Raw genomic sequence first — 20,857 nt, forward strand, 5'->3', positions numbered from 1 at the left:
AGCGCGATGCCCGCCCTGGTGACCCGGCTGTTCGCCCTGCCGGCGCTGCGCGCGCTGCCGTGCCGCGTGGGGCTCGCGCGCGATGCCGCCAGCCTCGCCGAGCTGCCCCGCGAGCGCGGCGCGGTCACCCTGCTGCGCCTGAGCGACGGGCGGCTCGACGGGGTGGATTACCTTCGCGATACGGCCCGGATTCGTGCTGCGCTCGGTCTGCCCTGATCGCCGGTGCCGGCGCTGACGCGGCCCGCCGGGTGTCGCCCGGGGGGCGCGTCAGCCGGCGATTTACCGGGCTGGCGCGCTGCGCCTACAATCGGGCGCTCCGCCTATCCGGAATGTCCGATGACATCGACTCCCTTCGACACCTGGCAACTCGCCACCACCCGCGGCTGGTGGATCGTCCAGCGCGGGCGCGAAATCCTGCTCGGCCCCGACGGTGGGCTGCCCTTCGGCGCCTGCCCGCTGTTCGAACTCGATCCGCTGCCGGTGCTGGCCGTCGGCGAACTCGACGGCCAGCCCTGCTACGCCGTGGCACTGCCGCCCGAGGCGCCGTTCGGCGTTTTCTTCGGCGATCCGAAGCGGCTCTACGACAGCCTCGCCGGGCGTGCCCGCAACGCCCTGTCGCGGGCCCTCGAAGTGCTCGAATGGGACCGCAGCCACCGTTTCTGCGGCAGTTGCGGCGCGCCCACCGAGCAGCGCGCGGCGGCCATCGTGCGCCACTGCACCAACGACGCCTGCCGGCGCGAGCATTTCCCGCGCGTCTCGCCGGTGGTGATCGTCGCCGTCGAGCGGGGCGAGGAGATCCTGCTCGGCCGCTCCCATCACTTTCCGCCGGGCATCTACAGCGTGCTGGCGGGTTTCGTGGATGCCGGCGAAAGCGCCGAGGACGCGGCCCACCGGGAAATCTTCGAGGAAACCGGGCTCGCCATCCGCGATCTGCGCTATTTCGCCAGCCAGCCGTGGCCGTTTCCCCATTCGCTGATGCTCGGTTACCAGGCGACCTACGACGGCGGCGAGATCGTCTGTGCCCCCGACGAGATCGAGGACGCGGCCTTCTTCCACGTGGACCGCCTGCCGCAAACCTTCCGCTTCCCGTCAACCCTGTCGTACTGGCTGATCCGCGACTTCTGCCAGCGCCATGGGCGCGACTGGCCCGAGCCGGCCTGAGCCGATGAACACGCCGACTCCGTGGTGGAAGGGCGCCCGCGGCGAATGGTACGTGGTGGCGCAGGGCGCCCTCCTGGGATTGCTGGCGGTTGGCCCGCGCAGCACCGGGGCGCTGCCGGCCTGGCCGGCGGGGCTGGTCGGCCCGGCGACCTGGGCCGGCCGTGCGCTGCTGGTGCTGGGGGCCGTGCTGGCGCTGGCCGCGGTGCTGCGCCTGGGGCGCAACCTCACCCCGCTGCCCCACCCCAAGGACGACGGCGTGCTCGTGGACAGTGGCCCCTACGCCTGGGTGCGCCACCCGATCTACAGCGGCCTGATCCTCGGTGGCTTCGGCTGGGCGCTGCTTCAGCAGGGCTGGCTGACGCTGCTGTGGGCGGTGCTGCTGCTGGTGTTCTTCGACATCAAGTCGCGGCGCGAGGAGCGCTGGCTGCTGGCGCGCTTTCCGGCCTATGCAGATTACCGCCGCCGGGTGCGCAAGCTGCTGCCCTTCATCTACTGAGCGGCGGCCTCAGCCCAGCTCGGCGCGGTTGCGGCCGCAGGTCTTGGCCCGGTAGAGCCGTGCGTCGGCATCGCGGAACAGCGGTCCGAGCTTGCCGTCCGCCCGGGGCAGGTGGGCCCCGCCCACCGACAGGGTGACCACGCCCCAGGCCTCGTTGGCGGAGTGGGGAATGCTCAACCCATGCACGCCTTCGACCACCCGCCGGGCCACGGCGGCGAGGCCTTCCTGGGTGCAGCGGGGCAGCAGCAACGCAAATTCCTCGCCCCCGTAGCGGGCCGCGATGGCGTCGCGGGCGATGCCGGCGAGATTGGCCTTGTCGGCGATCTGCGCGAGGACCCCGGCGATCGCCCGCAGGCAGTCGTCGCCGGCCAGGTGGCCGTAGTGGTCGTTGAAGCGCTTGAAGTTGTCCACGTCCACCATCAGCAGTCCGAACGGTGCGCCGCTCTTGCTGGCGTCGTCCCACAGGCGGTCCAGGTGCTGGTCCATGTAGCGGCGGTTGAACAGCCCGGTCAGGCCGTCCTGGCTAGCCTGGGCCTCGAGCTTGAGGTTGGCGCGGGACAGCTGGGCCCGCAGCGCGGCGATCCGCGTCATGGCCTTCATCTTGGCCTGCAGCACGGCCTCCGGGGCGGATTTGGCGATGAAGTCGTCGCCGCCCGCCTCGATGGCGGTGACCAGGTTCTCGGGCGTATCGGAGCCGGTCAGGAAGATCACCGGCGTCCATGCCCAGCGCTGGGTGGCCTCGACGGCGCGAATCCGCTGGGCCGCCTCGAAGCCGTTCATGACCGGCATCTCGATGTCCATCAGCACCAGGTCGGGAGAGGTCTCCTGGAAGCGTTCGACCGCCACCTTGCCGTTCTCGGCGACGACCAGGCGATAGCCGAGTTCGACGAGTCGTGCGCCGATCATGGCGGTGACCGACCGTGAGTCATCGACCAGCAATATGCGCATGTCCCGCTCCCCGTGCGTCGAAGGCTACGACTAAAGTCATATTATCGCGCGGCGGCCCCGGAAGTTGAGAGGCCCTAGGGTTTTCCGAAATGATCCAACACTTGGGCCAGATCAAGGCGCGGGCCGCGCCGGCGCGGCGAAACTCGCCCCATGCACAGCCCAGCCGAAACCTCCGTTCCCCCGCACGCCGGCCCGGCCGCCGCGCCGCCCGGCGATCTGGCGATCTGGTTCTTCATCCTCGCCGAGCTGCTCGCCTTCGGCGTCTTCTTCGCCGCCTACGCCTTTGCACGGGCGCACAACGTCGCGCTGTTCAACACCATGCAGGCAACCCTCGACCGGTCCGCCGGCGCCGTGAATACCGCGCTGCTGATCACCGCGAGCTGGTGCGTGGCCCGCGCCGTCGAGGCCACCGGGCGCGCCCGTTCGGCCACCGGTGCCCGCTGGCTGGCGGGCGGCATCCTCTGCGGTGGCGGTTTTCTGGTGGTGAAGGGCTTCGAATACGCGGCCAAGTTCGGGGCGGGCATCAACCTGTCCACCAACACCTTCTACATGTTTTACCTGTCGCTCACCTTCTTCCACTTCATGCACGTGATCCTCGGGCTGGTGATCCTCGTCGCCCTGTGGTGGAAGACCCGCAGCGGCGACTACGGCCCCCACAACATGAACGGTATCGAGAGCGGCGCCGCCTACTGGCACATGGTCGATCTGGTTTGGATCGTGCTGTTCCCGCTGGTCTACGTGATGCGCTGAGGGTCCGGACATGAACTCCCGACATCTTAACTTCGTGCTGGTCGTGCTGCTGCTGGCCACCGTCGCCACCTTCGAGATCGGTGAACGGGGCGTGGCCGGCCCGACGGCGATGGCCGCGCTGCTGGCGATCGGTTTCGTCAAGGGGCGCCTCGTGGTGCTGGACTTCATGGGCCTGCGCGGGGTCAAATTCTTCTGGCGCGGCCTGCTGCTGGGCTGGCTGCTGCTGGTCTCGGCGTTGATCGCCATCGCCTACTGGATCGCCCTCAAATGACCCCCTCCCACGCTCCGTGCCGTTCGGCCTCTCCGGGCCTTCCGGCGGCACGGGGATGAACGCTCCCCGGACCACCATGGCCACTCAGATTCCCTTCTACGAAGCCTCCGGCAACGAACTCGACATCTTCGAGCACGCCTGGAAGAACCGCCTGCCGCTGCTCATCAAGGGCCCCACTGGCGTCGGCAAGACCCGTTTCGTCGCCCACATGGCGGCCCGCCTCGGCCTGCCGCTGTACACCGTGGCCTGCCACGACGACCTCACCGCCGCCGATCTGGTGGGCCGCCACCTGCTGGGCGACGGCCAGACCGTGTGGTGCGACGGCCCGCTGACCCGCGCGGTGCGTGAAGGCGGCATCTGCTATCTCGACGAAGTGGTCGAGGCCCGCCGCGACACCACCGTGGTGATCCACCCGCTGGCCGACGACCGCCGCGTGCTGCCCATCGAGCGCACCGGCGAACTGCTCAATGCGCCCGACAACTTCATGCTGGTGATGTCGTACAACCCCGGCTACCAGAACTTTCTCAAGGGTCTCAAGCCGTCGACCCGGCAGCGTTTCATCAGCCTGCGCTTCGATTTCCCCAACGCCGCGCGGGAGGAAGCCATCCTCCTCGGCGAAGCCGCCTGCGACCCGATGCTGGCCAGGCAGCTCGTCTCCATCGCCGCCCGCCTGCGCAGTCTGAAGGACGTGGATCTCGAGGAAGTCGTCTCCACCCGCCTGCTGGTGTACGCAGCCAAGCTGGTGAAGGTTGGCCTCGACCCCATCGAAGCCTGCCGCTCGGCGCTCGTCGAGAGCCTCACCGACGACGCCGACGTGGCCGACGCGTTGCTCGAAGTGGTGCGGGCGACCTTCGGCCGGTAAGTGCGGGCGGCAACGCTCTTTGTGGTTTGAATGTGGCGGAAGCCCTTTTGCGACGGGCTCCGAGGCGGTAGGCTTGCGCCCCCTCCACCCGCGCTCGACGATGATGAAACGCTGCTTGTCCCTTGCCCTGCTGTCGATCGCCGCCGCCGCCGCGACGGCGGCCGACACCGCGCCCGCGCTCGTGAAGCCCCTTGGCCTCAAGCCGCTGCGCGCCCTTTACGGCGAGATCGTCAAGCCCATCGACGCAACCCGGCTGTGGTTCAAGAAGCCCCAGGCGGCACGGATGGCCGCTGAACGGGACAGCGACGCGCTGATCCTGCGGGTGGAAAAAGTCTTCGGCGAGTCGCCGGAAGGCCCCGCCGCCGCCTGTCGGGACGCGGCGATCCGCCAGCGCATGTACATCGCCGCGCTCAACAACCTGTCGGCCCTCGCCGAAGGCCACGGCCAGCCCGCGGCCCTCGATCTGCTGGCGGCGATGCACACTGCGGTGGGTTACGGTCAGGCCAGCGCCGATTGCCGACGCTACCTGGAAACGCTGCTGCCCGAAGGCAAGACGCTGGAAGCGCCGACCAAAACGCCCGGTTGAGACCGGCCCATCCCGGCGATGGGCGCCGGAGCGAACATCAGTCCACCTGCGCCACGTGCTTCCGGCCCGTCGGGGTGCGCGCCAGCTTACCGTCGCGCATCAGCAGTCCGATGATGCTGTACGAGAGATAGTCCTTCGAGCCCCCGCCATAGTCGCTGCGCAAACCCAGCAGACTGGCGGCGTCTGAGTTGGAAATCCCCTGGGGGTTGGCCTTTGCCAGCTCGAGCACCGCATCCTTCAGCAGCGCCAGGCCGATCTGGGCCTTTTCGCGGACGCCCGTGGGGACAATCACCGCCGCACGGGCCTTCCGGGCAAGCCCCGACGGCATGACGGCGTTCGTCAGTGAGCCGCCGGTTTCGATCGTCCCGAAGGCGGCGATCAGTTCGGCCTCGATTCTGAGCGCCTGCGCCTCGGTCAGCGCATCCACGAGCCTGACCACGAGCACCTTGGCCCCGGCGGCTTCGATCTCCCGAATCCGCCGCCCCTTGGGCGAGTCGTCAGGATTGACCAGGTGGTCGTGGGCGCGCGTGCCGGTGCCCTTGCCGATGTAGAACGGCAGGGCCGGCGACTGCCGGGGGTCTTTCAGGGCATAGACGTAGTACGACGTATCCGTGCTCATGGTCGAATCCCCTCGGCCCCTGGTCGATCGCTTACAGCAGCGGCGCCAGCCAGCGCTCCGCCTCGGCCACCGTCATCCCGGTGCGCTGCGCCCAATCCTCCAGCTGATCCCGCCCGATCTTGCTGACCGCGAAGTAGTGGCTGTCCGGATGGGCGAAGTAGAAGCCGGAGACCGCCGCGGCGGGCGTCATCGCGAAGCTCTCGGTGAGGCCCATGCCGGTGTGGGCGGGCACGTCGAGCAGCTTGAAGAGGTCGCCCTTGACGGTGTGGTCCGGGCAGGCCGGGTAGCCGGGCGCCGGACGGATGCCCTGGTAGGCTTCCTTGATGAGCTCTTCGTTGGTGAAGGTTTCGGCCGGCGAGTAGCCCCAGAACGCCTTGCGCACGCGGGTGTGCAGCCATTCGGCGGCGGCTTCGGCGAAGCGGTCGGCGAGCGCCTTGAGCATGATCGCGTGGTAGTCGTCATGGGTGCGCTCGTAGGCGGCGAGACGGCCCTCGATGCCGAGGCCGGCGGTCACCGCGAAGGCGCCCACGTAGTCGGCTACGCCGCTTTCCTTGCGGGCCACGAAATCCGCCAGGCAGTAGTTGGGCTTGCCGGCCGGGCGTTCGTGCTGCTGGCGCAGGCCGTGCCAGGTCATCTTCACGTCGGTGCGGGATTCGTCGGCGTAGAACTCGATGTCGTCACCCACCGCGTTGGCGGGGAACAGGCCGATCACGCCGCGGGCTTTGATCCACGGGTTGGTGTCCTGCTCGGCGACCATGCGGGCGAGCATCACCTCGGCGTCGGATTTGAGTTCGCGGGCGGTCTCGCCGACGATCTCGTCGTCGAGGATCTTGGGGTAGCTGCCGGCCAGGTCCCAGGTCTGGAAGAACGGGCCCCAGTCGATGAAGTCGACCAGCTCGGCGAGGTCGATGTCGAAAGCCTGGATGCCCAGCTGGGCGGGCTTGACCGGCGTGTAAGCCGGGTCGCCGTTCCACTGGAACGCGTTGGCGCGGGCCGCCTCGAGCTTGACCAGGGTGACGCCCTTCTTGCCGGCGTGCTGGGCGCGGATCTTCTCGTAGTCGGCGGCCACTTCGGCGGCGTAGCCGGCGCTCTGCTCGGCGGAGAGCAGGCTGGTGACCACGCCCACGGCGCGGCTGGCGTCGGGGACGTAGATCACCGGCTGGTCGTAGTGCGGGGCGATCTTGATGGCGGTGTGGGCGCGGCTGGTGGTGGCGCCGCCGATCAGCAGCGGCACGCCGAAGCCCTGGCGCTTCATCTCGGCTGCCACGTGGCTCATCTCCTCGAGCGACGGGGTGATGAGGCCCGACAGGCCGATGGCCTGGGCGCCATGCTCGCGGGCGGCGGCGAGGATCTTGTCGCAGGGCACCATCACGCCCAGGTCGACGATGTCGTAGCCGTTGCAGCCGAGCACCACGCCGACGATGTTCTTGCCGATGTCGTGCACGTCGCCCTTCACGGTGGCGATGACGATCTTGCCCTTGCTGCTGGCGCCGGTGCGGGCCTTTTCTTCTTCGATGAAGGGGATCAGGTGGGCCACGGCCTGCTTCATCACGCGGGCCGACTTGACCACCTGCGGGAGGAACATCTTGCCGGCGCCGAAGAGATCGCCCACCACGTTCATGCCGGCCATCAGCGGGCCTTCGATCACCGCGAGGGGCGGCTTGCCTTCGGCGGCCAGCTTGGCGCGCACTTCCTCGGTATCGGCGACGACGAAATCGGTGATGCCCTTGACCAGCGCGTGACTGAGGCGCGCCTCGACCGGCTGCTCGCGCCAGGAAAGATCCGGCCCGGCGTCCTTGGCCTTGCCTTCCTTCACCGTTTGCGCGAACTCCACCAGCGCCTCGCCGGCGCCCGGATGGCGGTTGAGCACCACGTCCTCGACCTTCGCGCGCAGCTCCGGCGCCAGGTCGTCGTAGACGCCCAACATGCCGGCATTGACGATGCCCATGCTCATGCCGGCCTTGATGGCGTGGTACAGGAACACGGTGTGGATCGCCTCGCGCACCGGGTCGTTGCCGCGGAAGCTGAAGCTCACGTTGGAGACGCCGCCGCTCACCTTGGCGTAGGGCAGGTTGGCCTTGATCCACGCCACGGCGTTGATGAAGTCCACGGCGTAGTTGTCGTGCTCCTCGATGCCGGTGGCGATGGCGAAAATGTTCGGGTCGAAGATGATGTCTTCGGGCGGGAAGCCGATACCCACCAGCAGATCGTAGGCGCGCTGGCAGATCTCGGTCTTGCGAGCGAAGGTGTCGGCCTGGCCCTTCTCGTCGAAGGCCATCACGATCACCGCCGCGCCGTACTGGCGGCACAGGCGCGCCTGACGCAGGAACTCGGCCTCGCCCTCCTTCATCGAGATGGAATTGACCACGCCCTTGCCCTGGATGCACTTGAGGCCGGCCTCGATCACGCTCCACTTGGACGAGTCGAGCATGATCGGCACGCGGGAGATGTCCGGCTCGGAGGCGATGAGCTTGAGGAACTTCTCCATCGCCGCCATGGAATCGAGCATCGCCTCGTCCATGTTGATGTCGATGACCTGGGCGCCGTTCTCGACCTGCTGGCGGGCCACGGCCAGGGCGTCGTCGAAGCGGCCTTCGAGGATCATCCGCGCGAAGGCGCGCGAGCCGGTGACGTTGGTGCGCTCGCCGACGTTCACGAACAGGGAGTCTGCGCCGACGTTGAAGGGCTCGAGGCCGGACAGGCGCAGCTTCTTCTCGACGTGGGGAATGCTGCGCGGGGTGACCAGGCTGACCGCCTCGGCGATCGCCCTGATGTGCGCCGGCGAGGTGCCGCAGCAGCCGCCGACGATGTTCACCAGGCCCGAACGCGCCCACTCGACGATCTCGCTCGCCAGCTGTTCGGGCGTCTCGTCGTAGCCGGTGGGCGACAGCGGGTTGGGCAGGCCGGCGTTGGGGTGGGCCGACACGAAGGTGTCGCAGACGTTGGAGAGCTCCTCCACGTACTGGCGCAGTTCCTTCGCGCCCAGCGCGCAGTTGAGGCCGAAGCTGATCGGCTGGGCGTGGGACAGCGAATTCCAGAAAGCCTCGGCGGTCTGGCCCGAGAGGGTGCGGCCGGAGGCGTCGGTGATGGTGCCGGAGATCATCACAGGCACGCGCTTGCCCAGATCCGCGAACAGCTTCTCGACGGCGAACACCGCGGCTTTGGCGTTGAGGGTGTCGAAGATGGTTTCGATCAGCAGGATGTCGGCGCCGCCTTCGAGCAGGCCCTTGGCTGAATCGTAGTAGTCGTCCACCAGCGCGTCGAAGCTGATGTTGCGGTAGCCCGGATCGTTCACGTCCGGCGAGATCGACAGGGTGCGCGAGGTGGGGCCGAGCACGCCGGCGCAGTAGCGCGGCTTGGCCGGGTTGGCGGCGGTGAATTCGTCGCACAGCGCACGCACCAGGCGGGCACCTTCCACGTTGAGTTCGTAGGCCACCTCGGCCAGGCCGTATTCGGCCTGCGACACGCGGGTGGCGTTGAAGGTGCAGGTCTCGATGATGTCGGCGCCGGCCTCGAGGTAGGCCCGGTGGATGCCGCCGACCACGTCCGGGCGGGTCAGCACCAGCAGGTCGTTGTTGCCCTTGAGGTCCTTGCCATGCTCGGCGAAGCGCGCGCCCCGGTAGTCGGCCTCGCCCAGCTTGTGCTGCTGGATCATCGTGCCCATCGCGCCGTCGAGGATCAGGATGCGGTGGGTCAGTTGGTTCTGGAGTTCGGCGGTACGGTCGGGCTGCATGGCGGTTCCTTGAAAAATCGGCCGGGGCGCGCAATAGAAAAACGGCGCGACAAACCTGGCAAGGTTTGTGAGCGCCGTTGATCGGTTGCCGAGCCTGGCCCGCTGATCTAGCAGGTCGCAACGCTCCTCGGCAAGCGACGGATTTTACAAGGCTTTCGGCGCATCCGCCAGCAGGGCGCGGGCGTCCTCGCGCCACCACCCGAGGGCCGCGTAGTAGCCTTCCCAGACGCAGCCGTTGCAGCCGCGCCCGCAGCAGGCCTCGGGCGGGGGCGGCGGCTTGCGGTGGGCGCGTCCGGCGCCGGTCAGCAAGGCCTGGATCGCGGCGATCTGCGCCTCGGCTTCGGGCAGGTTGGCGGGGCGGTGGTCGAAGGGCGTGCTGGTCATGGGCTTCTCCGGCGGGGGCGCATTCTTACCACCTTCGCATCTGCGCCGAAAGTGCGGATGTCACGAAAATCTGCACCTTGGACCCGGTTGTCATTGCCCGCGACGGGCTTGATCCGTAAAATTCGGTGACCCGAAGCCGACGACCGGAGCGCCGCCTTGGAACCCGCATTCAATATCGTCTTTTTTGGCGAAACCCTCCCGGGCTACGACCGGGTTGCCGCCCGCCGTCAGTTGCAGGCGCTGCTCAAGTGCTCGTCGGCGACCATCGACGGGGTGTTCTCGGGGCAGCGCGTGGGTTTGCGCAAGGGGCTCAGCGCCATCGAGGCCGAGCGCTACCAGCTGCGCATGAAGGGCATCGGGTTGCAGGTCGTCATCGATCCGCCGCTCCCGCCCGATCCGCTGGACATGCACATCACCACCGTCAGTTTCGACGATCCGGCCGAGTCGTCGCCCGTCGCGACCGAAGACCTCGTGCTGTGCCCCGCCTGCGGTGCCAGGCAGCCGCGGCGCACGCTGTGCCAGGCGTGTGGTGTCAATATGCCCGGCTTTCTCGCCGCCGAGCGCGCCAAGGCCGAGCAGGCGCACGGCACGGCAGCCCAGGCGCCGCTCCGGGCGTGGGCTGCCGAGGGTTCGTCGGTCGAGTTCTCCGGGCGTCAGGACGTCAATCTGCTCGGCGTCGATTTCGACGGGCGCTGTGGCCGTGGCCTGTTCGCGCAGACCCACCTGGTCGCCGCCACCCTGCTGATGCTGGCCGCGATGCCGGCGATCAGCCGGCACGGCACGCTGCCGCTGCTCGTGGCGCTGGGGCTGGCGAGCTTCCTGCTGCTGCGTGTCACCGTGAAGCGCTGCCACGACCTGGGCTGGCGCGGCTGGATGGGTGCCGCCCAGCTCGTTCCGCTGGCCGGCTTGTATGTGAGCTTCAAGCTGTGGCTGTGGCCGGGCCAGGACGGCGAGAACCGCTGGGGGGCGCTGCGTCCGAGCCGGGTCTCGCGGCGCGCCTTCGCGCTCACCGCGGTGGCCTTTCTCGTGGCGCTGCCCCTGGCCGCGCCGGTTGCCCGCCAGCATGCCCGCAGCGCGCTCGACGGCGCCGCGAGCGGGGATGCCGAGGCCGATTTCCGCGCCCGTTACGATGCCCGGCGCGACCGGATCGTCATGTATTCCCTCAGCGCCTGCGAGTTCTGCGCCGAAAAGCGCCAGACCTTCGAACGCCTCGGCGTGCACTTCGCCGAGTTTGTGCTGGACACCGACGAGGCCGCCGCCGGACGCCTCGACAAGGCCATGCGCCGCGCCGGCCTGCCGCTGGACGCGACCGGCACGCCGATCATCGAAGTCAACGGGACGCTGCTGCCCAACAATCCCGATCTGGCAACCATGCGCCACTACCTCATGCGTCGGCGCGGTTGACGTGGTGATACGGTTGTCATAGCCTGCGCCGCTTTTGTTGCAGGGCTGTTTTTATGGTCAGTATCTATCAGCTGAAGCCCCGCTTCCAGGCATTGCTGCGTCCTTTCGTGCGGCGTCTCGCCACCGCGGGTGTCACCGCGAACCAGGTCACCCTGCTGGCGATGGCGGTGTCGATCGCCCTCGGCGTCGCCCTGTGCCTCGACCCGCAGGCCAGCGGGCACTTCCTGCTCCTGCCCGTCTGGATGTTTCTGCGCATGGCTTTCAACGCGGTCGATGGCATGCTGGCGCGGGAGTTCGGCCAGCAGTCGGCCCTCGGCGCCTATTTCAATGAACTGTCGGACGTGGTGTCCGATGCGGCCTTGTATCTGCCCTTCGTGTGGGTGGCGCCCTTCGGCTGGGGCAGCGTCGGCGCGGTGATCTTCCTCTCCGTCGTGTCCGAGATGGCCGGCGCCCTCGGGCCGATGGTCGGTGCGCCGCGCCAGTACGCCGGTCCGATGGGCAAGAGCGACCGTGCCTTCCTGTTTGGCGCCCTCGGCCTGTGGCTGGGTCTGGCCGGCAGCCTGCCGGCATGGGCGCTGTGGATCCTGCCGATCGCCGCGCTGGCGATGCTCGCAAACATCGTCAATCGAATCCGTGCCGGGGTTGCCCAGGCCCGTCCGCGTCCCTGAGGGCCCCCCGTGAAACCCCGCTCCTTCGCCCAGCATTTCTTCACCACCCACGACGGCGTATCGCTGAGCTACCGCCACTGGCCCGCGCAGGGCAGCCGGCGCGGGGCGGTGATCATGTTCCACCGCGGTCACGAGCACGGCGGACGCATGGCGCACCTCGTCGACGAACTCGATCTGCCCGATTTCGACTTCTTCGCCTGGGATGCCCGTGGGCATGGCCTGTCCCCTGGCAAACGGGGGTATTCGCCGAGCTTCGGTACCTCGGTGCGCGATGTGCAGACCTTCGTCGACCACGTCCGCGACCGCTACGCCATCGCCCAGGCCGACATGGCGGTGCTGGCCCAGAGCGTCGGGGCGGTGCTGGTGGCCACCTGGGCCCACGACTACGCGCCCCCGGTGCGCTGCCTGGTGCTCGCCTCGCCGGCCTTCAAGGTCAAGCTTTACGTTCCCTTCGCGCGGGCCGGGCTCGCGTTGATGCAGAAGCTGCGGGGCAATTTCTTCGTCAATAGCTACGTCAAGTCGAAGTTCCTGACCCACGATCCGCAGCGTCAAGCGAGCTATGACACCGATCCGCTGATCGCCCGGGCGATCTCGGTGAACATCCTGCTCGGTCTCTACGACGCCGCCGAGCGGGTGGTGGCCGACGCCCAGGCCATCACCCTGCCCACCCAGCTGCTCGTCTCGGGGGCCGACTGGGTCGTCCACCACGCGCCGCAGCACGCGTTCTTCGCGCGGCTGGGGGCGGCGGTCAAGGAAAAGCACGTCCTCGACGGTTTCTACCACGATACCCTCGGCGAAAAGGATCGCAAGTCCGCGATCGACCGGATACGCGATTTCGTGCTGCGTCAGTTCGCCGCGCCGCCCGCGTCGGTGGACCTGTGCGAGGCCCACCGCCACGGCGCCACCCGCGACGAAGCCGATGCGCTGGCCCAACCCCTCGCGCCCCTCAGCCCGCGCGGGCTGTACTGGTCGGCTTACCGCGCCAGCCTGCGTCTGGGCGGCCTGCTGTCCGACGGGGTGGCCCTCGGTCACCGCACGGGCTTCGATTCCGGTAGCACCCTGGATTACGTCTATCGCAATACCGCCAGCGGCCGCGGACCGCTCGGCCGCATCATCGACCGCAACTATCTCGATGCCATTGGCTGGCGTGGCATTCGTCAGCGCAAGCTGCACCTCGAGGAACTGCTGCGTCTGGCGCTGGCCCACCTCGACGCCGAGGGGCTGCCGCTGCGGGTGCTCGACATCGCCGCCGGCCACGGGCGCTACGTGCTCGAGGCGCTCGCCGGCGCCGCGCGCCTGCCGGAATCGGTCTTGCTGCGGGATTTCTCCGCGCTCAACGTGCAGGACGGCGCCGCGCTGATCCGCGAAAAGGGCCTGACCCACATCGCCCGCTTCGAGCAGGGCGACGCCTTCGACCGGGCGGCGGTCGCGGGCGTGACGCCGCGCCCGACCGTCGGCATCGTGTCGGGCCTCTACGAGCTGTTCCCGGACAACGACCTGGTGCGTCGCTCCCTGGCCGGCATGGCGGATGCGGTCGCGCCCGGTGGCTTCCTGCTCTACACCGGTCAGCCCTGGCACCCCCAGCTCGAACTGATCGCCCGCGCGCTCACCAGCCACCGGGGCGGACAGGCTTGGGTGATGCGTCGGCGCAGTCAGGCCGAGATGGATCAGCTCGTCGCCGAGGCCGGCTTCGAGAAATGCGCACAGCGTATCGACGAGTGGGGGATCTTCACCGTCTCGCTGGCCCGGCGGCGTCCATGACTTCGTCCCGCCTGGCCCGTGCCGCCCCGGTTCCGTGGCAACGCAGCGTGGCCTGGCTGCTGTTCCTGGGGCCGTTCTTCTTCCTCAGCTACGGCTTCGCCAACAGCCTGGCGGCGCGCGGGCAGGTGGATGCCGCGGTGGTGTTCGACTGGGAACGGCGCATTCCCTTCGTGCCCTGGACGATCCTGCCCTACTGGTCCATCGATCTGCTTTACGGCTTGTCCTTTCTGCTCTGCCGAACCCCGCGTGCGGTGGACCTGCACGCCCTGCGTCTGCTCACCGCCCAGCTCGTGTCGGTGGCCTGCTTCGTGCTGTTCCCGTTGCGTTACAGCTTTGTCCGGCCCGAAACCGATGGCTTGTTCGGCGCACTCTTCGATGCGCTGGCGGGCTTCGACAAGCCCTACAACCAGGCGCCGTCGCTGCACATCAGCCTGCTGGTGATCCTGTGGGCGCGTTTCGCCGGTGCGGCCCGTGGCGCGGGCGCCTTGGTGGTGCACGTCTGGGCGCTGCTGATCGCGATGTCGGTGCTCACCACCTACCAGCATCATTTTGTCGACGTGCCGACCGGCGCGATGGCGGGCCTGCTGTGCCTGTGGCTGTGGCCCGAGACGGGGCCGGCGCCGTGGGTGGCCGCCCGGCTGACCGCTTCACCCCAGCGCCGTCGCCTGGCTGCGTGCTACCTGACAGCCGCGCTGGCTGTCGCTGCGCTGGGTTACGCCGTGGGCGGGGCCGGCCTGTGGCTCGGTTGGCTGGCGCTGGCCTTGTTGCTGGTGGCGCTGTGCTACGGCCTGCTCGGTCCGGCCGGTTTCCAGAAGTACGACGGGCGTCACAGCCTGGGGGCGGCGCTGCTGCTGGCCCCTTACACCCTGCTCGCGTGGGCCAATGCGCGCCTGTGGACGCGTCGTCACCCTCAGCCCGATCCCGTCGTGGATGGCGTCTGGCTGGGGCGCCTGCCGGATGCCCGCGCGATGGCGCACGGCAACTTCCGCGGGCTGGTCGACCTCACCGCCGAACTCCCCGCGCCGCGTGGCGACTGGGCCTACGCCGGCCTGCCGTGGCTTGATCTGGTGACGCCGGAGGTCCGGCGGCTCGAACACGCCGCGGCGCAGATCGAGCACCTGCGACGGCGCGGTCCGCTGCTGGTGGCCTGCGCCCTGGGCTACTCGCGCAGCGCCGGCGCGGTGGCGGCGTGGCTGATCGTGAGTGGCCGCTGCGCATCGGCCGACGAAGCCGTCGCGCTGCTGCGCCGGGCCCGGCCGTGCGTCGTCGTCGGTCCTGCGCTGCGGCAGGCCCTGGCCCGTCTGAGCCCGCCACCGGAGACCGTCGGCGGTGCCTGACGTCCGCTACGACGCGGCGATGGCGGCGCTGACCGCCGATCTCCTGCGTCAGGGCCGCGGGCTCGATCTGCTCAGCCTCGGGCTGCTCCTCGTGAGCGTCGGCGGTCTGCTCGGCGGCATCGGCGACGCACCCGGCGTCAGCCTGGGGGCCAGTGCCGCGGCGGGTCTGGTTCAGCGCTATCTGGCCTTCCGCTGCGCGCTCGACGCCCGCGTGTTCGCCCGCTGGGGCGCGACCTGGGCGCAGCCCGGCGCTGCTCCCGGCGACGATCTGGCGGCGTTCGATGCGGCCCTCGCGCAGTTGACCGGGCGCGCCGTCGCGGGCAGCCTCCGTCCGGTGGCGCAGCGGGCGGCCGGCGCCCTGCGGCTCCTGCGCCACCAGCTCGCCGCGCTGCTGGTGCAACTGGCCGGCCTGATCGCCGCCATCGTGCTGCGTCTGTTATCCACCGGATGAACCCGATGACCCTCGACCGACTCACCGCCAGCCTGATGTGCGGCTTCGCCAAGCTGCTCACCGGCGTGCGCGCCCTGTGGCTGGGCAGCGAGCCCCTGGCCCGCCCGCGGGTGTACTTCGCCAACCACCGCAGCCACGGCGATTTCGTGCTGATCTGGGCCGTGCTGCCGCCGCACCTGCGTCGTCTCACCCGCCCCGTGGCGGGGGCCGACTACTGGCTCACCTCGCCGCTGCGACGCTTTCTCATCAACCGGGTGTTCCGTGGTGTGACCATCGACCGCCGCCCCGAGCGCCATGGCCCCAATCCGGTGGATCAGATGGGTGCTGCCCTCGCCGCCGGCGAATCGTTGATCCTCTTCCCCGAGGGCACCCGCAACCTGGGTGACGCGCTGCTGCCCTTCAAGAGCGGTCTCCACCACCTCGCCCGGGCCCACCCCGAGGCCGAGCTGATCCCGGTGTGGATCGAGAACCTCGGCCGGGTGATGCCCAAAGGCAGCCTGATTCCCGTGCCGCTGCTGTGCTCCCTCACTTTCGGCCCGGCGTTGGCGCAGATCGACGGCGAGGGCCGCGACGCCTTCCTCGCCCGGGCCCGCGCCGCCCTGCTCGAACTCGCCCCGCCGGCCGACTGATCCCATGAACGCCAACTCCGACCTGATCGCCGTCTTCGGCGGCATCTTCGGCCTGCTGGCCGTCTTCAGCGCCATCGGCGCGGCGCTCAAGTGGCGTGTCGCCGCCTGCGCGCCGCATGCCGTCATCGACAACCTCAACGCGCGCATCAAGGCCTGGTGGGCGATGATCCTGCTCATCGCCGTCGCCATCTGGGCAGGCAGGGGCGGTGTGATCGCGCTGTTCGCCTTCATCTCGTTCCAGTCCCTGCGCGAGTTCATCTCCCTCACCCACACCCGCCTGGGCGACCATCGTGCCCTGCTGTGGGTGTTCTTCGTGTTCCTGCCGGCGCAGTACGCGCTGGTCGCCATCGACTGGTATGGCCTGTTCGCGATCCTGATTCCGGTCTATGCCTTTTTGCTGCTGCCCATCTCGGCCTCGCTGGGCGCCGACACCACGCGTTTTCTCGAGCGCGCGGCCAAGGTGCAGTGGGGGCTGATGATCTGCGTCTATTGCCTGTCCCACGTGCCGGCGCTCCTGATCCTCGACATCGACGGCTACGCCGGGCGCAACATGCTGCTGATCGTCTTCCTGGTGCTTACCGTGCAGTCCAGCGACGTGTTCCAGTACGTGTGGGGCAAGCTGCTCGGCCGGCACAAGGTGTCGCCGGCGATCTCGCCGTCGAAGACCGTCGAAGGTCTGGTCGGCGGCGTGCTGACCTCCACCGGGGTGGGCGCGGCGTTGTGGTGGATCACGCCATTCACCCCGCTCGAAGCCGGCGTCATCGCGCTGGTCGTCAATGTGATGGGGTTCTTCGGCGGTTTCGTGCTGTCGGCCATCAAGCGCGACCGGGGCGTGAAGGATTGGGGGGCGATGATCGAGGGCCACGGCGGTATGCTCGACCGGGTCGATTCGATCAGCTTCTCGGCGCCGATTTTCTTCCACATCGTGCGCTACTGGTGGACCTGAGGAGGCCGTGCCGTCCATGAACCCGACGCTTCCCGCCTGGCTCGAGGCCTTGCGCACGCGGCTCGGCGCGACCGTCGTCGAAACCCACATCTCGTGGCTGCTGCTGGCCGGCGATCGCGTCTGGAAGTTCAAGCGGCCGCTCAGCCTGCCCTTTCTCGACTACGGCACGCCGGCGCAGCGGCGCTTCTGCTGCGAGGAGGAGCTGCGCCTGAACCGGCGCTTTGCACCCGCCCTCTACCTCGGTGTGACGGCGGTGCCGGCCGGTGACGACGCCGAAGAGTGGGCGGTGCAGATGCGCCGTTTCCCCGAGGCGCAGCGGCTTGACCACGTCTGCGCCCGTGGCGAGCTCGGCTTCGGGCAGCTCTCCGAACTGGCCGGCCGACTGGTGGCCTGGCATGCCGACGCGGCCGTCGCCGGGGTCGATACGCCGTTCGGCACGCCGGCGGCGGTCGGGGCACAGGCGTTCGACAACTTCCGCGCGCTGCGTACCTTGCTGCCAGATGCCGCGGTGCCGCTGGCAAGGCTCGAAGACTGGACCCGGTGCGAGTTCGCCCGCATCGGCCCGGCCCTGGCCGCCCGCAAGGCGGCGGGGCGGGTGCGCGAATGCCATGGCGATCTGCACCTGGGCAACCTGGTCCTGCTCGACGGGCGAGTGACGCCCTTCGACTGCATCGAGTTCAACGCCGATCTGCGTTGGATCGACGTGGCTTCGGAGATCGCCTTCACCTACGTGGATCTGCTCGATCACGGGCAGCCCGCGCTCGCCGCCTGGTGGCTCAACGAATGGTTGTCGGCATCCGGCGATTTCGACGCGGTGGACGTGCTGCGCTTTTATGCCGTCTACCGGGCGCTGGTCCGCGCCAAAGTGGCGGCTCTCGATGGTGCGCCGGCCCGGGCCGGCGCCTACCTGACGCTGGCAATGTCGATGGCCGGCCCGCCGCCGCCGCGGCTGACGATCACCTTCGGCCTGTCGGGATCGGGCAAGACCACCGCCAGTGCGGCGCTGCTGCGCGCCGACCGCGACGCCGCCACCTTGCGTCTGCGCTCGGACGTGGAGCGCAAGCGTCTGTTCGGCCTCGCGCCGCTGGCCCGCAGCAGCGCCGAGGTGGCGGGCGGCATCTACACCGCCGACGCCACGCGCCGCACCTACGCGACGATGGAAACGTGGGCTGGGCGGATGCTGGCCGCCGGCTGGTCGGTGGTGGTGGATGCGGCCTTTCTCAAGCGCAGCGAGCGCGAATCCTTCCGCCGGCTGGCCGCGGTGCACGGCGCCCCGTTCGAGATCCTGGCCTGCTCGGCGCCAGTGGATGAACTGCGCCGACGTCTGCTGGCCCGTCACGGCGATGCCTCCGAGGCGACAGTCGAGGTGCTCGACCGGCAACTCGACTGGCTCGAAAACCTCGACGCGGACGAGCTCCCGGCGCGCGCCGGGCCCGAGGACGCTCAGCGCAGGCTGCCGACGTAGCGCTCGACCGGGTGGGTGGCCGTCGGTCGGGCCGCCCGCAGCCGTTCCAGCAGCCCGGCGCGCGGTGCCGGGGCAGGCTCCACCGGCGGGTCCAGTTGCATGGCCAGGCGCAGGCGCGCGCAGAGTTCGACGAGTTCGGCGTGGCCGGTGGCGTCGGCGAGACGCACGATCTCGCGGGCGTAATCCTTGTTGTGCCGCATGTACTCGACGTCGGTGATGCGGTTCGCCTGCCGGCGCATCAGCACGTGGATGCGGCCGAGCAGACCGAGAATGAGCGATTCGGATTCCATGGCGATTCCTTCTGGCGCGGGATGGGGTTGTGCACCTGCAGCAAATGTCATGCCCGCCGGCCGATGGCGGGGAAATCGCTTCGTCATGTCGGGTGCGGTGGCCGGTGGCCGCCTCGAGCAGGCTTCGAAGGCACCACGGCGGGGCGTTGCCGCTGCGTTCTGGTGCGCCACAAAGCACGAAACCCGGCTTGCGCCGGGTTTCGGATATGACGGAGTGACGCTGTTCGATCAGGCCGCGCGCTTCTCGTTGCCGCCCACGAAGAAGCTGGCGATGTAGACCAGCAGGCCGACCAGGAACATCACGCCGGTGCCTTCACGCAGCCAGTAGAAGATGGCCAGTTGGTCCTGCGCGGCCATGAACGGGATCGGCGTGGCGCTGTAGCGCTGCAGCCAGACCTGCAGGATGCCGGCGGCGGTCAGGAACAGGGTGATGAACACCATCGCGACGGTCATCAGCCAGAACGCCCACATTTCCAGCACCTGCGACTTTTCGCTGTTGGCGGCCCGTCCGCGCAGAATCGGCATGGCGTAGCTGATGATCGTCAGCACCACCATCGCGTAGGCGCCGTAGAAGGCCATGTGAGCGTGGGCGGCGGTGATCTGCGTGCCATGCGTGTAGTAGTTCACCGGAGCCAGGGTGTGCAGGAAGCCCCACACGCCGGCGCCGAGGAAGGACATCACACCGGTGCCGAGAGCCCACAGCGTCGCAGCCTTGTTCGGATGTTCGCGGCGGCGGCGGTTCACCATGTTGAAGGCGAAGACGGTCATCGCGAAGAACGGAATCGGCTCCAGCGCGGAAAACACGGAACCCCACCACTGCCAGTATTCCGGCGCACCGATCCAGAAGTAATGGTGGCCGGTACCGATGAGGCCGCTGATCAGCGACAGCGTGATGATCACGTACAGCCACTTCTCGATCACCTCCCGATCCACGCCGGTCACCTTGATCAGCACGAAGGCCAGCAGCGCGCCGAGAATCAGCTCCCACACCCCTTCTACCCACAGATGCACCACCCACCACCAGTAAAACTTGTCCATGACCAGGTTGGACGGGTTGTAGAAGGAGAACAGGAAGAACACCGCCAGACCCCACAGACCCAGCATCAGCACGAGACTGATGGAGGTCTTGCGGCCCTTGAGCATGGTCATGGTGAGGTTGAACAGGAACACCAGCGCGACGACCACGATGCCGATCTTGGTCAGCAGCGGTTGTTCAAGGAATTCCCGGCCCATCGTCTCGAGGATGTCGTTGCCGGTGAACTTCGCCAGGGTGGCGTAGGGCACGAGCAGGTAGCCGAGGATGGTCGCCGCGCCGGCCACGAGGAAGACCCAGAACATGAGCAACGCCAGCTTCGGCGAGTACAGCTCCGTCTCGGTCTCTTCGGGGATCATGTAGTAGGCCGCGCCCATGAAGCCGAACAGCAGCCACACGATCAGCAGGTTGGTATGGACCATCCGCGCCACGTTGAACGGGATGGCGGGGAAGAGGAAGTCGCCGACGACGTACTGCAGGCCCATGATGAGGCCGAACAGGATCTGCCCGACGAACAGTCCGATGGCCGCGATGAAGTATGGCTTCGCGACCGACTGTGAGGAATATTGCATGGTGAAGAGCTCCCTTTCAGATCGGCGATCAGCCTTCGATGTTGGGCGGCCAGTTGGCGGTGTTGATCTCGGACGTGAACTTCAGGAACTCGACGAGATCGTCCAACTGCTGCTCGGTCAGGTGGAAATTGGGCATCTGGCGACGACCCGGGGCGCCCGTGGGCTGGGCCTGGATCCAGGCCTTGATGAACTCGGGGCCGCGACGCTTGTAGACGTTGCCCAGTTCGGGGGCGAAGTAGGCACCCTCGCCCAGCAGGGTGTGGCAGCCGATGCAGTTATTGACTTCCCATACCTTCTTGCCCGCCGCGACAGCCGGCGTCAGGTTGGCCCGGTTGTCCCGCTTGGGCAGGGTCTGCATCGAATCGAAGGTCAGCGCGAGGAACAGGAGCGCAAAGAAAACCGTGCCCCCGAAAAAGATGTTTCGCGCCATTGATTTTGTGAATGTCCCGCTCATGGAACCTCCCTGAATGGCTTCGCTGCACGGCGCAGCT

Annotated in this window: 21 protein-coding genes, 1 pseudogene and 1 riboswitch; of the genes and pseudogenes, 15 read left to right on the top strand and 7 right to left on the bottom strand. The window is 68.5% G+C overall.

Translation table 11 applies throughout. The features are described from left to right. The 3 genes and pseudogenes from ACE3P2_RS08065 to ACE3P2_RS08075 all read left to right on the top strand — a co-directional run. Positions 1-216 (top strand): annotated as a pseudogene (locus tag ACE3P2_RS08065) (hypothetical protein); the annotation flags it as partial. A gap of 120 nt (positions 217-336) precedes the next feature. Next, positions 337-1,161 carry an NAD(+) diphosphatase gene (nudC, locus tag ACE3P2_RS08070; protein WP_374263175.1) on the top strand — a complete coding sequence of 275 codons (825 nt, stop codon included), beginning with the start codon at positions 337-339 and terminating at the stop codon, positions 1,159-1,161. 4 nt (positions 1,162-1,165) lie between these two features. Continuing rightward, positions 1,166-1,657, top strand: coding sequence for an isoprenylcysteine carboxylmethyltransferase family protein (locus ACE3P2_RS08075; RefSeq protein WP_374263177.1), 492 nt, complete (start codon positions 1,166-1,168; stop codon positions 1,655-1,657). Positions 1,658-1,666: 9 nt separating this feature from the next. Here the strand turns inward: ACE3P2_RS08075 and ACE3P2_RS08080 are convergent, their stop codons facing one another. Continuing rightward, the gene (locus tag ACE3P2_RS08080; RefSeq protein WP_374263180.1) at positions 1,667-2,605 is read right to left on the bottom strand and encodes a diguanylate cyclase domain-containing protein; all 939 of its coding nucleotides are present in this window, start codon (positions 2,603-2,605) and stop codon (positions 1,667-1,669) included. Positions 2,606-2,755: 150 nt separating this feature from the next. Here ACE3P2_RS08080 and ACE3P2_RS08085 point away from each other — a divergent pair, with 150 nt between their 5' ends. From ACE3P2_RS08085 to ACE3P2_RS08100, 4 genes are all read left to right on the top strand, one after another. After that, positions 2,756-3,355, top strand: coding sequence for a cytochrome c oxidase subunit 3 family protein (locus ACE3P2_RS08085; protein ID WP_374263182.1), 600 nt, complete (start codon positions 2,756-2,758; stop codon positions 3,353-3,355). A 10-nt stretch (positions 3,356-3,365) separates the two neighbouring features. Next, on the top strand, positions 3,366-3,626 hold the full coding sequence (locus ACE3P2_RS08090) for a cytochrome C oxidase subunit IV family protein (RefSeq protein WP_374263185.1): 261 nt from the start codon (positions 3,366-3,368) through the stop codon (positions 3,624-3,626). 55 nt (positions 3,627-3,681) lie between these two features. Beyond that, positions 3,682-4,488, top strand: a complete 807-nt coding sequence (locus ACE3P2_RS08095) for a CbbQ/NirQ/NorQ/GpvN family protein (protein ID WP_374263186.1) — start codon at positions 3,682-3,684, stop codon at positions 4,486-4,488. A gap of 115 nt (positions 4,489-4,603) precedes the next feature. Beyond that, positions 4,604-5,074, top strand: coding sequence for a hypothetical protein (locus ACE3P2_RS08100; RefSeq protein ID WP_374263189.1), 471 nt, complete (start codon positions 4,604-4,606; stop codon positions 5,072-5,074). Between the two features lie 37 nt (positions 5,075-5,111). On the opposite strand, the gene ACE3P2_RS08105 is transcribed toward ACE3P2_RS08100, so the two are convergent. The 3 genes from ACE3P2_RS08105 to ACE3P2_RS08115 all read right to left on the bottom strand — a co-directional run bounded on the left by ACE3P2_RS08105 (position 5,112) and on the right by ACE3P2_RS08115 (position 9,810). Continuing rightward, positions 5,112-5,693: a GIY-YIG nuclease family protein gene (locus tag ACE3P2_RS08105; protein ID WP_374263192.1), complete on the bottom strand. Its 582-nt coding sequence runs from the start codon at positions 5,691-5,693 to the stop codon at positions 5,112-5,114. A 31-nt stretch (positions 5,694-5,724) separates the two neighbouring features. Then, entirely contained in the window at positions 5,725-9,426 is a 3,702-nt protein-coding gene (gene metH, locus ACE3P2_RS08110) for a methionine synthase (RefSeq protein WP_374263195.1), read from the bottom strand. A 62-nt stretch (positions 9,427-9,488) separates the two neighbouring features. Next, positions 9,489-9,561: riboswitch (S-adenosyl-L-homocysteine riboswitch) on the bottom strand. 9 nt (positions 9,562-9,570) lie between these two features. Further along, positions 9,571-9,810 (bottom strand): oxidoreductase-like domain-containing protein, encoded by a 240-nt coding sequence (locus ACE3P2_RS08115; RefSeq protein WP_374263197.1) that lies wholly within the window; start codon positions 9,808-9,810, stop codon positions 9,571-9,573. Positions 9,811-9,966: 156 nt separating this feature from the next. Between ACE3P2_RS08115 and ACE3P2_RS08120 the strand changes: the two genes are divergently transcribed. Genes ACE3P2_RS08120 through ACE3P2_RS08155 form a run of 8 tightly spaced genes read left to right on the top strand, consistent with a single transcriptional unit; the run spans position 9,967 to position 18,471 of the window. After that, a complete protein-coding gene (locus ACE3P2_RS08120) occupies positions 9,967-11,214 on the top strand; it encodes a DUF805 domain-containing protein (protein WP_374263199.1) in 1,248 nt (415 codons plus the stop codon). Positions 11,215-11,267: 53 nt separating this feature from the next. Beyond that, positions 11,268-11,882, top strand: coding sequence for a CDP-alcohol phosphatidyltransferase family protein (locus ACE3P2_RS08125; protein WP_374263202.1), 615 nt, complete (start codon positions 11,268-11,270; stop codon positions 11,880-11,882). A gap of 9 nt (positions 11,883-11,891) precedes the next feature. Beyond that, a complete protein-coding gene (locus ACE3P2_RS08130; protein WP_374263204.1) occupies positions 11,892-13,643 on the top strand; it encodes a bifunctional alpha/beta hydrolase/class I SAM-dependent methyltransferase in 1,752 nt (583 codons plus the stop codon). After that, the gene (locus tag ACE3P2_RS08135) at positions 13,640-14,980 is read left to right on the top strand and encodes a phosphatase PAP2/dual specificity phosphatase family protein (RefSeq protein WP_374263207.1); all 1,341 of its coding nucleotides are present in this window, start codon (positions 13,640-13,642) and stop codon (positions 14,978-14,980) included. The genes ACE3P2_RS08130 and ACE3P2_RS08135 overlap by 4 nt, the downstream gene beginning before the upstream one ends. Beyond that, a complete protein-coding gene (locus ACE3P2_RS08140) occupies positions 14,973-15,431 on the top strand; it encodes a hypothetical protein (protein WP_374263209.1) in 459 nt (152 codons plus the stop codon). The genes ACE3P2_RS08135 and ACE3P2_RS08140 overlap by 8 nt, the downstream gene beginning before the upstream one ends. 5 nt (positions 15,432-15,436) lie before the next feature. Then, positions 15,437-16,060 carry a lysophospholipid acyltransferase family protein gene (locus ACE3P2_RS08145; RefSeq protein WP_374263212.1) on the top strand — a complete coding sequence of 208 codons (624 nt, stop codon included), beginning with the start codon at positions 15,437-15,439 and terminating at the stop codon, positions 16,058-16,060. A 4-nt stretch (positions 16,061-16,064) separates the two neighbouring features. Beyond that, positions 16,065-17,006, top strand: coding sequence for a phosphatidate cytidylyltransferase (locus tag ACE3P2_RS08150; protein ID WP_374263214.1), 942 nt, complete (start codon positions 16,065-16,067; stop codon positions 17,004-17,006). A gap of 16 nt (positions 17,007-17,022) precedes the next feature. Beyond that, entirely contained in the window at positions 17,023-18,471 is a 1,449-nt protein-coding gene (locus ACE3P2_RS08155; RefSeq protein ID WP_374263217.1) for an AAA family ATPase, read from the top strand. On the opposite strand, the gene ACE3P2_RS08160 is transcribed toward ACE3P2_RS08155, so the two are convergent. The 3 genes from ACE3P2_RS08160 to ACE3P2_RS08170 form a co-directional block, all read right to left on the bottom strand. Beyond that, on the bottom strand, positions 18,450-18,761 hold the full coding sequence (locus ACE3P2_RS08160; protein ID WP_374263220.1) for a hypothetical protein: 312 nt from the start codon (positions 18,759-18,761) through the stop codon (positions 18,450-18,452). The genes ACE3P2_RS08155 and ACE3P2_RS08160 overlap by 22 nt on opposite strands. Positions 18,762-18,989: 228 nt before the next feature. Next, complete coding sequence (locus ACE3P2_RS08165) at positions 18,990-20,366, bottom strand: cbb3-type cytochrome c oxidase subunit I (RefSeq protein ID WP_374263223.1); 1,377 nt, start codon at positions 20,364-20,366, stop codon at positions 18,990-18,992. 28 nt (positions 20,367-20,394) lie between these two features. Next, entirely contained in the window at positions 20,395-20,820 is a 426-nt protein-coding gene (locus tag ACE3P2_RS08170; protein ID WP_374263226.1) for a cytochrome c, read from the bottom strand. Positions 20,821-20,857 lie beyond the last annotated feature (37 nt).

This window comes from Zoogloea sp., assembly GCF_041911615.1.
Taxonomy (GTDB): domain Bacteria; phylum Pseudomonadota; class Gammaproteobacteria; order Burkholderiales; family Rhodocyclaceae; genus Zoogloea.

Coding starts and splice junctions, on each gene's coding strand:
- nudC (WP_374263175.1), top strand. CDS start 337: ATGACATCGACTCCCTTCGACACCTGGCAACTCGCCACCACCCGCGGC.
- ACE3P2_RS08075 (WP_374263177.1), top strand. CDS start 1,166: ATGAACACGCCGACTCCGTGGTGGAAGGGCGCCCGCGGCGAATGGTAC.
- ACE3P2_RS08080 (WP_374263180.1), bottom strand. CDS start 2,605: ATGCGCATATTGCTGGTCGATGACTCACGGTCGGTCACCGCCATGATC.
- ACE3P2_RS08085 (WP_374263182.1), top strand. CDS start 2,756: ATGCACAGCCCAGCCGAAACCTCCGTTCCCCCGCACGCCGGCCCGGCC.
- ACE3P2_RS08090 (WP_374263185.1), top strand. CDS start 3,366: ATGAACTCCCGACATCTTAACTTCGTGCTGGTCGTGCTGCTGCTGGCC.
- ACE3P2_RS08095 (WP_374263186.1), top strand. CDS start 3,682: ATGAACGCTCCCCGGACCACCATGGCCACTCAGATTCCCTTCTACGAA.
- ACE3P2_RS08105 (WP_374263192.1), bottom strand. CDS start 5,693: ATGAGCACGGATACGTCGTACTACGTCTATGCCCTGAAAGACCCCCGG.
- metH (WP_374263195.1), bottom strand. CDS start 9,426: ATGCAGCCCGACCGTACCGCCGAACTCCAGAACCAACTGACCCACCGC.
- ACE3P2_RS08115 (WP_374263197.1), bottom strand. CDS start 9,810: ATGACCAGCACGCCCTTCGACCACCGCCCCGCCAACCTGCCCGAAGCC.
- ACE3P2_RS08125 (WP_374263202.1), top strand. CDS start 11,268: ATGGTCAGTATCTATCAGCTGAAGCCCCGCTTCCAGGCATTGCTGCGT.
- ACE3P2_RS08135 (WP_374263207.1), top strand. CDS start 13,640: ATGACTTCGTCCCGCCTGGCCCGTGCCGCCCCGGTTCCGTGGCAACGC.
- ACE3P2_RS08145 (WP_374263212.1), top strand. CDS start 15,437: ATGACCCTCGACCGACTCACCGCCAGCCTGATGTGCGGCTTCGCCAAG.
- ACE3P2_RS08150 (WP_374263214.1), top strand. CDS start 16,065: ATGAACGCCAACTCCGACCTGATCGCCGTCTTCGGCGGCATCTTCGGC.
- ACE3P2_RS08155 (WP_374263217.1), top strand. CDS start 17,023: ATGAACCCGACGCTTCCCGCCTGGCTCGAGGCCTTGCGCACGCGGCTC.
- ACE3P2_RS08160 (WP_374263220.1), bottom strand. CDS start 18,761: ATGGAATCCGAATCGCTCATTCTCGGTCTGCTCGGCCGCATCCACGTG.
- ACE3P2_RS08165 (WP_374263223.1), bottom strand. CDS start 20,366: ATGCAATATTCCTCACAGTCGGTCGCGAAGCCATACTTCATCGCGGCC.
- ACE3P2_RS08170 (WP_374263226.1), bottom strand. CDS start 20,820: ATGAGCGGGACATTCACAAAATCAATGGCGCGAAACATCTTTTTCGGG.